The 13,647-nt window shown below is 60.8% G+C and carries 10 protein-coding genes; all 10 read right to left on the bottom strand.

Annotated features, from left to right (window positions below):
* Positions 1 to 235: 235 nt before the first annotated feature.
* The 10 genes from PPUTUW4_RS11715 to PPUTUW4_RS11670 all read right to left on the bottom strand — a co-directional run bounded on the left by PPUTUW4_RS11715 (position 236) and on the right by PPUTUW4_RS11670 (position 13,535).
* Positions 236 to 2,956 (bottom strand): LuxR C-terminal-related transcriptional regulator, encoded by a 2,721-nt coding sequence (locus tag PPUTUW4_RS11715; RefSeq protein ID WP_015094840.1) that lies wholly within the window; start codon positions 2,954 to 2,956, stop codon positions 236 to 238.
* A 29-nt stretch (positions 2,957 to 2,985) separates the two neighbouring features.
* A complete protein-coding gene (gene phaZ, locus PPUTUW4_RS11710; RefSeq protein WP_015094839.1) occupies positions 2,986 to 3,822 on the bottom strand; it encodes a poly(3-hydroxyalkanoate) depolymerase in 837 nt (278 codons plus the stop codon).
* Between the two features lie 87 nt (positions 3,823 to 3,909).
* On the bottom strand, positions 3,910 to 5,586 hold the full coding sequence (phaC, locus tag PPUTUW4_RS11705) for a class II poly(R)-hydroxyalkanoic acid synthase (protein WP_007973374.1): 1,677 nt from the start codon (positions 5,584 to 5,586) through the stop codon (positions 3,910 to 3,912).
* A gap of 85 nt (positions 5,587 to 5,671) precedes the next feature.
* Positions 5,672 to 7,288 carry a GMC family oxidoreductase N-terminal domain-containing protein gene (locus tag PPUTUW4_RS11700; protein ID WP_015094838.1) on the bottom strand — a complete coding sequence of 539 codons (1,617 nt, stop codon included), beginning with the start codon at positions 7,286 to 7,288 and terminating at the stop codon, positions 5,672 to 5,674.
* An 11-nt stretch (positions 7,289 to 7,299) separates the two neighbouring features.
* Entirely contained in the window at positions 7,300 to 8,733 is a 1,434-nt protein-coding gene (locus PPUTUW4_RS11695) for a coniferyl aldehyde dehydrogenase (protein WP_015094837.1), read from the bottom strand.
* A gap of 227 nt (positions 8,734 to 8,960) precedes the next feature.
* Positions 8,961 to 10,541 carry an arylsulfatase gene (locus PPUTUW4_RS11690; RefSeq protein ID WP_015094836.1) on the bottom strand — a complete coding sequence of 527 codons (1,581 nt, stop codon included), beginning with the start codon at positions 10,539 to 10,541 and terminating at the stop codon, positions 8,961 to 8,963.
* A 56-nt stretch (positions 10,542 to 10,597) separates the two neighbouring features.
* Positions 10,598 to 11,431, bottom strand: coding sequence for an SDR family NAD(P)-dependent oxidoreductase (locus PPUTUW4_RS11685; RefSeq protein ID WP_008059174.1), 834 nt, complete (start codon positions 11,429 to 11,431; stop codon positions 10,598 to 10,600).
* A 33-nt stretch (positions 11,432 to 11,464) separates the two neighbouring features.
* Entirely contained in the window at positions 11,465 to 11,887 is a 423-nt protein-coding gene (locus PPUTUW4_RS11680; protein ID WP_007973379.1) for a MaoC family dehydratase, read from the bottom strand.
* A 12-nt stretch (positions 11,888 to 11,899) separates the two neighbouring features.
* Complete coding sequence (locus tag PPUTUW4_RS11675) at positions 11,900 to 12,340, bottom strand: MaoC family dehydratase N-terminal domain-containing protein (RefSeq protein ID WP_007973380.1); 441 nt, start codon at positions 12,338 to 12,340, stop codon at positions 11,900 to 11,902.
* 10 nt (positions 12,341 to 12,350) lie between these two features.
* Entirely contained in the window at positions 12,351 to 13,535 is a 1,185-nt protein-coding gene (locus PPUTUW4_RS11670; protein WP_015094835.1) for a lipid-transfer protein, read from the bottom strand.
* Between the last annotated feature and the right edge of the window lie 112 nt (positions 13,536 to 13,647).

The raw sequence follows: 13,647 nt of genomic DNA, 5'->3' as shown, positions 1-13,647 counted from the left end.
CCGTGCCTTGACGGCAGGAGACGGCAGTGCCGGGCGCTCACAGCGTGGGTGCAGGAGCATTGCAGGTCTGGAGCCATCTGCGCTCACATGAACCCTGCATGCACGGTCTCACCACCGTTACCCGGCACCCTACCCTAAGGTGAATACTGGTAACCCTCCCATCTAGGGAGGGGTGGTGGCGCAGTTCGCCGATTCAATACCTGGACTTTTTCGAGGGTGCCAAGGCTACGCTGCGTTAGTTAAGCAAGCCGACTTGCCGCGCCTTGCTCACTGCATCCTCGCGAGAAAAGGCACCCAACTTGCCGAAGATATTCTTCAGGTGCCACTTGATGGTTCCAGGCGAAAGATCGAGGGCCTTGGCGATGCTCTTGGTTGACAGTCCACGGGCCAGATGTTCGACCACTTCAAGCTCACGGGGCGAGAGGATATCGCTGCCAGGCGCAGGCGCCCGACCACCCTCACCGGTCCCGCTCGAGAGGCTCTGCGAATCGGCTCCGTGCATCAGACAGTGTTGAATGTAGTCACGCTCCAGCGCTGTCAGCGCATCGACACTGAGCGATTGCAGCAGGCGCAGCCCCGCCGCTCCTTCATCAAGAAACACCCGGAACATCCCGTATTCGCAGGCATTGCGCAGTGCCGTGGACATGTGGCGCTGGGCCTCTTGTGGTTCATGGAGCGCTGTCCTGGCAATAGCGACACGGATTCGCAGCACGGTAGCTGGTTGTAACTGCCCCCACTCCTGACAGAGCAGTGCCCAGCTTTCCCCTACCTCGACCGCGCATCGATAGTCGCCTTCGGCCAGAGCCAAGGCCGTGTGTGCCATTGCGCAGGCCAAGGGGATCTCCGCCCAGGCACAACCGCGCTTGTCCAGGTAAGGCATGGCCAGCGCGCGCAGTCTGCGAAACAGCTCGCGCGCGCGGGCCAGATCATGCTGATGGCAGGCAATACGTATCTGCTCGGCAAAACGCCACGCCTGCAGGCGATCAAGGCCAATGCTTTCGGCGATCTCGCCCAATCGATCGAGGGTGGCGTGGGCCGCCTCCAGCCTGCCCGCAGCACACTGCAAATGCGCCTGGGCAAGGTAGGTATACAAAATGCAGTCAGAGGTCCCCAGGACCTCGGCGACCCCGAAACAGCCTTCAACGTAATCCCCGGCGGCTTCCAGGCTGTTCAAGTGATAGCAGGTCAAGGCCAGGGTGGACTTGATGAAGATGGCGACATCCTGCGCCAGTGACTCGTTGCGCGTCACTTGCACCAGGACACCTTCGAGATCGCGGCGGGCCTGGTTCATATCGCCCTGGACAAAAAAACTGAGGCCACACAGCGCATCGAAAAACGGCCGGGCCCGAGGACCTTGCGCGCGCCGGAGCAGACCTCGCGTGCTGTAGACCAGATCCCGTACAAACACTGTTCGACCCGCCTTGAGCAATGCCACGCCGCCAAGGGTATAGAGCATCAGCAGGTGAAAGTGGCGCTGGCTGGGCGGCTGCGCCATCAAGGGCTCGAGCAGCGCCAGTACAGCTGTCGTATCGTCCCTCCTGAGCAGGTACATGGCCCTCAGCAATTGCAACTCAGTGTCTATTTCCGGCCGGCTGACTTCCGGGTGAGCTTCGATCGAGGCGAGTGTGAGCTCGAACCTCTCCATGCGATTGCAGGTGAGCTCTGCCCAGGCAACCGCCAGGAGCAGGTCAATCTGCTTGGACCAGGCTTCACGCGGCAACTCGTCGGCCAACTGCAGCAATTGTGCAAAATGCGCGTCACCGATCAGCGACCTCGCCGCCCGTGCCAGCAACTGCACGCTGCCCTCAAGATCCTGGGCTGCCTGAGCATGACGAATCGCCTCGACGTACAAACCGTGGTCAGCAAACCATTGGCTGGCGGCATGATTGACCCCAATCACCTCCACAACCGGCAGCTCATTGCGGCGCCGTTGCAGATACCCGGAAAACATCTGGTGGAAACGGAACCACTGCAGGCGCCCCTCGAGGTCGATCGGCAACAGGAACAGGTTCTGCTCGAGCAATATGTCAAGCACCGCCGCGTTCTCCTGGCTGCCCGTCAATGCGACGCACAGCTCGCGATTGAATCGTCGGCAGGTCGAAACCTGGACCATGGCAGCGATTTGCCCGGCAGAAAGCACACGACTGATGCAGTCATCCAGGTAGGCATCGAGACCTGATTCATCGATCGCCATGACCATGCCGCCACAGGCTCGCAGGCTCTGTTCAAAGTTACCGCTGTGGCGAAGTGACAGGACACCGATCTGCAGGCCCGCGGCCCAACCGTCCGTCAGCTCATACAGACGTTGTTGCTGCTCGCCGGACAGGTTTTCGAGACCATTGAGCTCAAGCAGACTGAACTGCTCCTGGGCCGTCAGGCGCAAGTCGGCAAAATCAATCTGGGTCAACTGCCCCTTGATGCCGATCGCCAACAGATTGAGCGCCGGACGCTGGCGTGTGGTGATCACCAGATGGAAATTGTCCGGTGCCAGATCGATCAGGCGCTGGATCATCGCCAATGCCGGCTGCGCAGAGAGGAAATGCAGGTCTTCGAGGAAGAGATAAATCGATCGAGGATGCTCGTAGAGCGCGTTGACCAGCAGCGACAGCAATACCTCCAGCGAACGCTGGTCAGTGCGCTCGCTCAGGCCAATGATATCGTCGCCGACAGCCAGGCCCGCGGCCCCCAGACTGGCGACCAGATACGCCGCCCAGAGCGTCTCGTCGTCGGCCCCCAGGTTGAACCAGGCTACGTCCAGCCCCGCACTGATCAAGCGCTGGCGCCATTGCGCCGCCAGCGTGCTCTTGCCACTGCCCGCAGGTCCCAGGATCAAGGTCAACTTGCGCTCGCGTCCTGCCTCGATCAGTTCCAGCAGACGCTCGCGCGGCAGCGACCGGGGATCGATTCGGGGCGGCGACCATTTGGTGCGGATGAGTATCGTGTTGGAGGATTTCATAAGGCTAGCGAACCAATGAACTGCTCATGTCACGCTTGATGAATTCTAGCGCGCTGTCGTTCCTGCGCGAGGAAGGACGAGATGATCGGTGCAACGGTTTGCGCCCGGGCCACCAGGAACAGATGGCCATCGCCGATCACATGCAATTGCGAATTGGGAATGCGCCTGGCCAGCAGGCGCATGTTGGGCAGCGGAATGATCGGGTCGTCATCGCCGGCCAGAATCAGGGTCGGCTGATGGATCCGATGCAGCCAGTGGATGCTGGTCCAGCCCAGGCCTGCCAGCAGTTGCAGGTAGTAACCGCGCCTGCCGCCGGAGCGCACCTTGCTGGCGAACGCTTGTGCCAGTGCCGGGTCATGGCGAAAAGCGCCGCCATAGATGTCCGGCGCGATCCGCGCGCCGTAGGACGGCTGGATGTAACGGCGCGCAGAGGCCATCCTCCAGAGCACTTTGGGTTTGGCCGGCAGCATGGCCATGCCCGCACACGTGGCGGCCAGGATCAGTTTCTTGCAACGCTGCGGAAAATCGTGGGCGAACTGTTGTGCCAGCGCTCCGCCCCAGGACACGCCGATCACGTTGACCTGGCCAACGTCCAGGTAGTCGAGCATGCGCGAAACCCGTTTCGCCAGGTCAGAAAACCGGTAAGGCAAGCTCGGCAGGGAGGAGCCGCCGACACCAGGCACGTCGAAGGCGATCACTTCCATGTCCGGATCAAGCGCCCGGACGAATGGAAACAAAAGCTCCAGGTTGGCGCCAATGCCATTGAAGACTAGCAACGGCGGCAGATCGGCCTTGCCTGGACGAATGGCAACGCGCAGATGCCCGCCATCCAGTTCGATGGTGCGATAGACAAAGGGCTGTGACATGTTACGGAGGTTCCTTCTGCGGCGCCGGGCCAAGGGATCTGGAACGTGGACAGGACGGGACGCAAGCGCCCGTCCGGCTACAGCGAGTCAGCGCACGTGCACGTAGGTGCCAGGAGCCGCTTCAGCAGCGACGTAAGCCTTGTTGCCAAGCTTGACGGGGGCCTTCCTGCTCTGACCGGAGCGTGCTTGCAACCAGGCCAGCCAGTGAGTCCACCAGGAGCCGGTCTCTTTACTGGAACCTTCCAGCCAATCCTGGGCATCAACCGGCAGGCTGCTGCCGGTCATGAAGCGGGCCTTGGGGTTACCCGGCGGGTTGAGAATGCTCTGGATATGCCCGCTGTTGGACACCACGAACTCACCCTGGCCGCCGAACAGGTGCATCGAGCGGTAGCAGGCATCCCATGGGGTGATGTGGTCGGTCAGGCCCGCCATGCAATAGAAATCGCTGGTGACCTGCTTGAGATCTATTGGAGTGCCGCAGACCTCAAGGGCACCGGCACGGGCCAACGGGTTGGTCTGGTACATCTCAATGAATTCGCCGTGCAGCGCGGCCGGCAGGTTGGTGGTGTCGTTGTTCCAGTAGAGGACATCGAATGCAGGCGGCTCGTTACCGAGCAGGTAGTTGTTGATCCAGTAGCTCCAGATCAGGTCATTGGGGCGCATCCAGGCGAAGACTTTTGCCAGCTCACGACCTTCCAGCACACCCGCTTGATAGGAACGGCGTTTGGCCGCCTCCAGGGTTTTTTCATCAGCGAACAGCGAGACCTGGGTGTCGGGGCGAATATCGAGCATGCTGACCACCAGGGTGAAGGCATTCACCTTGCTCTCGCCCAGTGCCGCGTAGTGGCCCAAAAGCGATGACATGGTGCTGCCTCCGGAGCACGCTCCGAAGGTGTTCAGATCAGTGCTGCCGGTAATCGCCAGCACTGCGTCAACCGCCTCTTTCAGGGCTTCGACATAGGTGGACAAGCCCCACTCGCGCTGCGCCTTGCCCGGATTGCGCCAGCTGACGGCAAAGGTCTGGATGCCACTGTCGAGAAGGAAACCAATCAGGCTCTTCTGCGGCGCCAAATCAAACAGATAGAACTTGTTGATCTGGGGCGGAACCACCAGCAAAGGGCGTTCAAGCACCTGCTCGCTGCGAGGTTTGTACTGAATCAGCTCCAGCACCTCGTTTCGAAACACCACCGCGCCAGGCGTCGTGCCCAGATTGCCGCCCACCTCGAAGGCCGTCTTGTCCACCTGACTGGGCATGCCACCGTTTTCAATCAGATCGCGGGTCAAGTGCGCGAATCCATCCAGAATGCTCTTGCCACCGGTTTCAAAGAAACGCTTGAGGGCCGCAGGGTTGGCCAGGGTGTTGGTCGGCGCCATCGCCTCGGCCAGCAGGTTGATGACGAACTGGCCACGGCTGGCATCCTGATCGCTGAGGTTGCTGCTACTGATCCAGTCGTTCATTTCCCGACACCAGGCCAGGTAGGCCCGCATATAGCGACGATACAGCGGGTTGCCCTGCCAGGCTGGCTCATCGAAACGCTTGTCCCCCGCCGCCGGCTTGAGATCCGAACGGTCGAGCAGGATGTTTTTCAGTTCCATGCCGAACGCAGCCATGTGTCGGGCGCTGTGCACGGGTTGCTTCAACACTTGTTGCAGGACCATGCGAGCGCTGCTGAGTATGTCGCGCCCACGAGGGCCGAACGCTGGATTCAGGCTAAGCGTGTGCTTGGCGGCTTGCAGGGAGAGCTCTTTATCATTTTTATCCATTGTGACACCCCATGCTTGACACTAGGCCCCTTGGTGGCTCGGGGCCTTGATCGCTTCGTGGAAGTAGCTCGAATCACAGACAGGCTCACAGGTGACGCGCGTCTTCCTTGAGCATGGCGGCAGCCTTTTCACCGATCATGATGGTCGGCGCGTTGGTATTGCCCCCGGGAATGGTCGGCATGATCGAGGCGTCGGCAATCCGCAGGCCTTCGACACCGCGCACCCGCAGACGCGCATCGACCACGGCCAGCGGGTCACTGTCAGGGCCCATCTTGCAGCTGCCTACCGGGTGATATTGGGTATCCGCGCGACGGCGGATGTCCTGCTCGATCTGCCGGTCGTCATTCCAGTCGACGGGATAGATCAGTTGCGGTCCGAAACGGGCGAAATGGGTGGACTCGAGGATCCGGGCCTGGGTCTTCGCCGCCTGGATCAGCAACTCGATGTCTTCCCGTCGATCGAAAAAGCGTGGGTCGATGACCGGCGCGTCGAGCGGATTACGGCTGCGCAGGGTCACGATGCCTGTGCTTTTCGGGCGCAGTACCTCGATATGGCAGCTGTAGCCATAACCCCAATGCAGGTGACGACCATGGTCGTCGACCACGGCGGTGACGAAGACCATCTGCAGGTCGGGCTTGTCCAGCGCCGGATCGGAGCGCAGGAAGGCGCCGGCCTCGGCGAAATTGGTGGTCAGCATGCCGCTGCGCTTGCTCGCCCACTCCACGGCGGCAGCCGCCAGCTTGACGCTGGAACCCACGGTGAGGCCCAGGCAACCCTCCGGATGACTGACCTTGTACGGCACCGTGTAGTCGATGTGATCCTGCAGGTTCTGGCCGACGCCTGGCAGGTCCACCAGCACCGGGATACCCAGCCGCGTCAACTCCTCGGCCGGCCCGATACCCGACAGCATCAAGGCCTGTGGAGTACCAAAGGCGCCAGCGGCGAGAATCACTTCACGGCGGGCACGCACTTCCTGCACATCCTTGCCGTTGTGGTAACGCACACCCACGCAGCGCTTGCCCTCGAAAATCAGGCTGTGGAACGGAGCATTGAGGAAAAGCTGAAGATTTTTCCGATCAAGGATCGGCCACAGGTAGCCCTTGGCCGCACTGCAGCGTTCTCCGTCCTTCTGGGTCACCTGGTAGCGGAAGCAACCGTCCTGCTGGCGACCGTTGTAGTCGTCAGTACGGGCGATGCCCTGCTCCTCGGCGGCGCTCATGAAGACTTCGCACAGAGGGCTCGGCGACTTCAATTCAGCGACATTCAGCGGGCCGCCAGCGCCATGGAACTCGGTCTCGCCAAAGCGCTCGTTGTGTTCCGACTTCTTGAAAAACGGAAGAACCTCTTCATAACTCCAACCGGGGTTGCCGAGGCTCTCCCAATGGTCATAGTCCCAGCGATGGCCGCGGACGTAGACCATGCCGTTGATCGAGCTGGACCCGCCCAACGCCTTGCCACGCGGCTGGTAACCCTTGCGCCCGTTGAGCCCCGGCTGGGGCACGGTTTCGTAGGACCAGTTATGGAAACCTTCGCGCATCATCACCACTACGCCCGGTGGTGCCTGAATCAACACTTTCTTGTCACTGCCACCGGCTTCGAGCAGGCAAACACTGACCTGAGGATCCTCACTGAGGCGCGCCGCCACCGGACAACCACCCGAGCCGCCACCCACCACCACGTAATCGAACACACTCTGACTCATATTGATCTTCCTCAAGACTTCACATCCGCATCCGGCTTGCCCAGGTAAAACGCCAGAGCCAGGCTCTGAAGCCGGCCGCCAAAGGGTGGATGGAAGAGATGGGTGGGGAACCAGGTTCGCCTCTTGAACACAGTTCGCGCGTGACTGAGCTCGCGAAACCCTTCTTCTGCGTGATAGTTGCCCATACCGGAATTTCCCGTGCCACCGAAAGGAGCACCGTGGTTGAAAGCGTGCCAGCCCCAATCGTTGATGGTCACGCCACCGGAATGGGTCCGTTTGAGCAATCGATCGATGCTCGTCGTGTCGGTTGAAAAAATGTACAGCGCCAGGGGACGTTGACCGCTGTTGATGTGAGCCACCACACCGGTGAGGCTGTCATAACCCAATACCGGCAGCAGCGGACCGAAAATTTCTTCCTGCATCACCCGCATTTCCGGCGTCACCCCCGTCAGGATGTGCAACGGCATCCTGCGCCCCGGGGCAACCTCGCCACAGACAATGATCCGGGCGCCCTTGGCCCGCGCATCTTCAAGCAGACCCTGGAGGCGCTGAAACTGACGATCATCGATGATCGAACTGTAGTCATCGTTAGCGGCCGGCTGCGCGCCGTACAGCGCTTGGAACTGGCGGCGCACTTCGCCGACGAAGCGCTCGATATCGTCCTGGGGAACCAGGGCGTAGTCCGGTGCGATGCAGATCTGCCCGCCATTGGTGCCCTTGCCGTGAACGATACGTCGCGCGGCATCGCTCAGGTTGTAGTCCGCCAGTACCACCGCAGGCGACTTGCCACCCAACTCCAGTGTTACCGGTGTCAGGTTGGCTGCGGCGGCACGCATGACCAGACGCCCGACCCCGGGGGATCCGGTGAAGATGATGTGGTCGAATGGCAGCGAAGAGAAAAAGCCTGGATCTTCAAGCTCACCACCGACCAGGGCCACTTGCGAGTCGTCGAACACCTCTGCCAGCAGACGCTTGAGTACCTCGTTGGTGTGCGGGTTGAACTCGGACATCTTGAGCATCACCCGGTTGCCTGCGGCGAGCGCACTGACCAAACCCGCAATGGCGATGTAAACCGGGAAATTCCATGCCGATATGACCCCCACCACGCCTTTTGCCTGATATTCCACCCACAACTGATTGCCTTTGAACAGCAGCTCTGTGGGGCGTCGGCTTGGCTTCATCCAGCTCCCCAGATGCTTGAGGGTGTGATTGATGTGCAAGATGCAACCCATCAGGTCAAGGAACTTGGTGTCGACGGCGGAGCGATGGCCAAAATCGGCGCTCATCGCCGCGACAATGGCGTCCTGGTAACGCCGTAGCTGGGTACGCAGTGCGATCAGATTGGCCTGGCGCTCAGCCAGCGAGGAATGAGGTTGAGCACGGAAAGCCTCACGCTGGGTATTAAACACGCGGGCCACTCGCTGAACCGCCATTTCCTGGATCATGCCTTGATTCCTCTGAACTGAAGACCACCAACACCCACTGTCGCGTTCAACCATGCAGGTATCGATGCGTGAGCAGAGGGTATGGCCGTCACTGTGGACTTCAAATAGCCGAAGACATCAAAGCTATTGCACTTGACCTCAGTTGCTGGCCGCCTTGCCTGGCACAACACGCGGGTGAAATCTTCGTCGCGCCAATAAAGATGCCACCCGGAGGTGGCATCGATGGGTTACTGCTGCTTCTGCTGCCGCGCGTTCTCTTCGATCTGCGCATCCACCCGCTTGCGTACCTGGTCGATACTGAAGCTGGCCGGTTTCTGGCTGGGCGGGTACTCGACGAAAGTTTGCAGAAACTTCGCGGCTTTCATCGTGGCCACACCAAGCAGGTAAGCGTTCTTGATTATCCAGTCGTAGTACTGATTGGAAACAACGTCCGCCCTTTCGTAAGGGTCCATACGCAAATTGAAGATCTTCGGCGCCCGCAGACAAACGAAAGGTTCGCTCCAGACCTCGAATCCTCCTGGCTTGCGCTGCTCACAGAACACCGCCTTCCAGTCACCGAAACGCGACGCGACCAGCACGCCGTCGTCGTTGAAGTAGTAGAACTCCTTGCGCGCACCGCTCTTGGCCTTGCCGGTCAAATAGTCGAGCTGGTTGTAGCCGTCCAGGTGCACCTTGAAGTTCTTGCCCGCAAAATTCGCCCCCTTGAGCAGGCGTTCCTTGACGTCGGTATCACCCGCTACCGCCAGCAAGGTCGGGAACCAGTCAAGACCGGAGAACATTTCAGTGGACACTTCACCAGCCTTGATCTTGCCCGGCCAACGAACCATCGCCGGCACACGGAACCCGCCTTCCCAGTTGGAGTTTTTTTCGTTGCGAAACGGTGTGGTTGCCGCGTCCGGCCAGGAAAACTGATTCGGACCATTGTCGGTGGTGTAGACGACGATGGTGTTGTCGGCGATTTTCAGGTCGTCGAGGGTTTTCAGCAGTTTTCCGACGTCACCGTCGTGCTCGAGCATGCCGTCCGCGTACTCGTTGCCGGGCATGCCACTCTGGCCTTTCATCGAGTCGCGCACATGGGTAAACAGGTGCATGCGGGTGGTGTTCATCCACACGAAAAACGGTTTGTCTGCCTTGGCTTGTCTCTCCATGAACGCTTGAGCAGCGGCGGTGGTTTCGTCGTCGATGGTCTCCATGCGCTTGGCGGTCAGTGCGCCGGTGTCTTCAATCTTGCCATCGGCATAGGAATGGATGACCCCACGCGGTGCGGCGGCCTTGACAAAGTCCGGATCATCTTTAGGCCAATTGGCACGCTCGGGTTCTTCTTCGGCATTGAGGTGGTACAAGTTGCCGAAAAACTCGTCAAAACCGTGATTACTCGGCAGGAACTCATCGCGATCGCCCAGATGGTTTTTGCCGAACTGACCGGTCGAATAGCCCCGAGCCTTGAGTGCCTGCGCAATGGTAATGTCGCGCGCCTGCAGGCCGACTGGCGCCCCGGGCATTCCGACTTTGGTCAGGCCCGTACGCAACGGCGTCTGGCCGGTGATGAACGAAGAACGTCCTGCGGTGCAACTGTTCTCCGCGTAGTAGTCAGTGAACATCATGCCTTCGTTGGCAATGCGATCGATGTTCGGTGTCTTATAGCCGACCACGCCATGGCTATAGGCACTGATGTTGGTCTGGCCGATATCGTCGCCGAAGATCACCAGAATATTGGGTTTATCCGCCGCCCCGGCTGTCGCCGAAAGGCCTATCAACGAGACGCCCACCAGGGCTATCCGCGACAACCACGCGCGCTTGTCTTTCATGATTTGTCCTTGTTGTTTTGACTGAATGCTTCGGATTGTCCGGACAGCGGTGGCGCTTAGATTCCGGTCAGACCGCCGCTACAGATCAACGTCTGGCCACTGACATAGTCGGACTCGGGGATGCAGAACATGTACACCGAGCCGGCAGCTTCTTGCGGGGTACCGGCACGCCCCAACGGAATGCTGCGCTCGAGCATGGTCATCAGGTCAGGGTTGATACCGACCTTGATCTCGCGACCTTCGATCTCGGCGGTGGCGTTACCGTCGGCGGTGGCTTCGGTCAGACGAGTCTTGATAAAGCCGTAGGCCACGCAGTTGACGGTGGTGTTCAGGCGCCCCCACTCTTTGGCCAGCGTCATGGTCATGCCGGTGATACCGGCCTTGGCGGTGGAGTAGTTGGCCTGACCGGCATTACCGAACAGCCCGGCAACGGAGGAAATGTTCACCACTTTGCGAATGTTACGCAGGCCGGCGTCCTGTTCAGCCTTGACCAGGCTGCGGATGACCGGCTGCGCCGCGCGCAGGATGCGAAAAGGCGCGGTAAGGTGCACATCGAGCATCGCGTACCACTGCTCGTCAGTCATCTTCTGGATCACGCTGTCCCAAGTGTAGCCCGCGTTGTTGACGATGATGTCCAGACCCTTGTAATGCTCGACCGCGGTGCCGACGAAGCGCTCGGCGAAGTCAGGCGCTGAAACGCTGCCGATACAGGCGACGGCTTCCCCGCCCATGGCTTTGATGGCCTCGACCACTTCCTGAGCCGGCTCGGCGTCAAGGTCATTGACCACCACGCGGGCACCATCGGCTGCCAGCTTCAGGGCGATGGCACGGCCGATTCCACGACCGGAACCGGTAATCAGGGCAACTTTACCTTCGAGTTTCTTGCTCATCTGTCTCTTCCGCAAAAGGTTGAAAAAAGGGGGTTAGCCAATGGCGATGGCGATCAACGCGTCGCCGACGATCTTGACCTGGCCGTATTGGTTGACCGTGGCCACCTCGACCCTGGCGCAGCGTTCGCCGTTGACTTCGACGATCTCGGTTACCTGGCCCTTGCAGGTGATGACGTGCCCCAGGTGAGTGATGCCCTGGAAGCGCACGCCAAAGCTGCGCAGCCGGCTTTGCGGCACCCACTGGGTCAGCAGGCGACCCAGCCAGGCCATACTCAACATGCCGTGGGCAAACACGTCCGGCATGCCGGCCTTGCGGGCGAAGTCCACGTCGATATGAATCGGGTTGAGGTCGCCCGAGGCGCAACCGAACCGCGCCAGCGTGGTGCGGTCGACCGCCGCCAGCGTCAGGGGTGGCAGCCCGTCACCGACCTTCACGTGTTGCAGTGAATGACTCATGGTCGGGACTCCTCAGTTGCGGACCACGAGCACGGTGCGCAACTCGGCGACCAGCTCGTTTTTGTCGTTGTGGACTTGCGAGGTCTTGACCAGGAACTCCAGCGCGCCGTTTTTCTTGTCGAAAATGTCAGCGATCCGCGACTTCACGGTGACCGTTTCCCCGGCACACACCGGCTTGTGATAGGTGAAGCTCTGTTCACCGTGAAGAATCTTCGCGATCGGGATTTCCAGATCCGCCAGCATGCTGTCTACGGTGCCGGCATCCAGCTCGGCACCGAACAGGAATGTCGGCGGGACCAGCACGTCGCACAAGCCGGCTCCTTGGGCGGCAGCGAGATCGGTGTACAACGGATCGGTTTCGCCAATGGTCCGGGCGAATGCGCAAAGACGCCCGCGCTCAAGCGTCATCGTGGTGGCGGCCAGTTCGTGGCCGATCCACTTCTTGTCGATCATCCGTCGCTCCTCAGGCTTTTTCGTAGAGGGTGACGACGCAGGCGCCGCCCAACCCGAGATTGTGTTGCAAAGCCAGACGCGCGCCGTCTACCTGACGTGGACCCGCCTCGCCACGCAACTGCTGGACCAGCTCGGTGCACTGGGCCAGGCCGGTGGCGCCCAGTGGATGGCCCTTGGAGAGCAACCCGCCGGAAGGATTGGTGACGAACTTGCCGCCATAAGTGTTATCGCCGTCCTCGACAAAGCGCTCCGCCCCGCCGATCGGGCACAGGCCCAGCGACTCGTAGGAGAGCAGCTCGTTCTGTGCGAAACAGTCGTGCAACTCGACGACCTGGATATCTTGCGGACCGACACCGGCCGCCTCGTAGACATTCTGCGCGGCCGTGCGGGTCATGCTGAAACCGACCACTTCGCGCATGTCTCTCGCATCGAACGTCCTGGACGTGTCGGTGGTCATGGATTGCGCACGAATGCGCACTGCGCCCTTCAGGCCGTGGCGCTTGAGGAAGTCCTCCGAACAGAGGATCGCCGCCCCGGCGCCGCAGGTCGGCGGGCAAGCCATCAGGCGCGTCAGCACGCCGGGCCAGACGGCGGGCGAGTTCATCACGTCTTCGGCGCTGACGACGTTACGGAACAACGCCATCGGGTTGTTGGCGGCATGGCGGCTGGCTTTGGCGCGGATCTTGGCAAAGGTTTCCAGGCGGGTGCCGAACTCCTGCATATGCGCCAGGCCAGCGCCACCGAAGTAGCGCAGCGCGAGCGGGATGCCGGCGTGCCCGACCAACTCATCGGTGGCCAGGTCGAAGCGCTCGAAGGGGCTGGGGCGGTCGCCAAAGAGCGTGCCCAGCGCACCCGGACTCATTTGCTCAAAACCCAGCGCCAGGGCACATTCCGCCGTACCGCCGCTGACTGCCTGGTTGGCCAGGAACAGCGCGCTGGAACCGGTGGAGCAGTTGTTGTTGACGTTGACCACCGGGATACCGGTCATGCCGACTTCGTATAGCGCGCGCTGGCCTGCAGTGGAGTCACCATAGACGTAACCGACGTAGGCCTGCTCTACCTGCGCGTAACCCACGCCGGCATCGACCATCGCGGCACGCAAGGCGGCAGCGGCCATTTGCGGATAGGGCGCGTTGGCGCCCGGCTTGACGAAAGGGATCATGCCGACCCCAATCACATAGACATTGCGACTCATAGCGGCTTTCCTGAATTTAAGTTGCGGCACGGTGTGACTTTGTGGGCTTAATGTGATGGCCGTGCGCAAAACCGCCAATGTCATGGCGCCGCAAATGACTTGCAGAATCCAC

This window comes from Pseudomonas sp. UW4, assembly GCF_000316175.1.
Classification (GTDB): Bacteria; Pseudomonadota; Gammaproteobacteria; order Pseudomonadales; family Pseudomonadaceae; genus Aquipseudomonas; species Aquipseudomonas laurylsulfatiphila.
The sequence above is the reverse complement of the archived record's forward strand: the minus strand, read 5'-3'. Positions and strand labels throughout refer to the sequence as shown.

Excerpts from the sequence above, each read along its gene's own strand:
- PPUTUW4_RS11670 (WP_015094835.1), bottom strand. The coding sequence starts at position 13,535 with ATGAGTCGCAATGTCTATGTGATTGGGGTCGGCATGATCCCTTTCGTC.
- PPUTUW4_RS11715 (WP_015094840.1), bottom strand. The coding sequence starts at position 2,956 with ATGAAATCCTCCAACACGATACTCATCCGCACCAAATGGTCGCCGCCC.
- PPUTUW4_RS11675 (WP_007973380.1), bottom strand. The coding sequence starts at position 12,340 with ATGATCGACAAGAAGTGGATCGGCCACGAACTGGCCGCCACCACGATG.
- PPUTUW4_RS11685 (WP_008059174.1), bottom strand. The coding sequence starts at position 11,431 with ATGAGCAAGAAACTCGAAGGTAAAGTTGCCCTGATTACCGGTTCCGGT.
- PPUTUW4_RS11680 (WP_007973379.1), bottom strand. The coding sequence starts at position 11,887 with ATGAGTCATTCACTGCAACACGTGAAGGTCGGTGACGGGCTGCCACCC.
- phaZ (WP_015094839.1), bottom strand. The coding sequence starts at position 3,822 with ATGTCACAGCCCTTTGTCTATCGCACCATCGAACTGGATGGCGGGCAT.
- phaC (WP_007973374.1), bottom strand. The coding sequence starts at position 5,586 with ATGGATAAAAATGATAAAGAGCTCTCCCTGCAAGCCGCCAAGCACACG.
- PPUTUW4_RS11700 (WP_015094838.1), bottom strand. The coding sequence starts at position 7,288 with ATGAGTCAGAGTGTGTTCGATTACGTGGTGGTGGGTGGCGGCTCGGGT.
- PPUTUW4_RS11690 (WP_015094836.1), bottom strand. The coding sequence starts at position 10,541 with ATGAAAGACAAGCGCGCGTGGTTGTCGCGGATAGCCCTGGTGGGCGTC.
- PPUTUW4_RS11695 (WP_015094837.1), bottom strand. The coding sequence starts at position 8,733 with ATGATCCAGGAAATGGCGGTTCAGCGAGTGGCCCGCGTGTTTAATACC.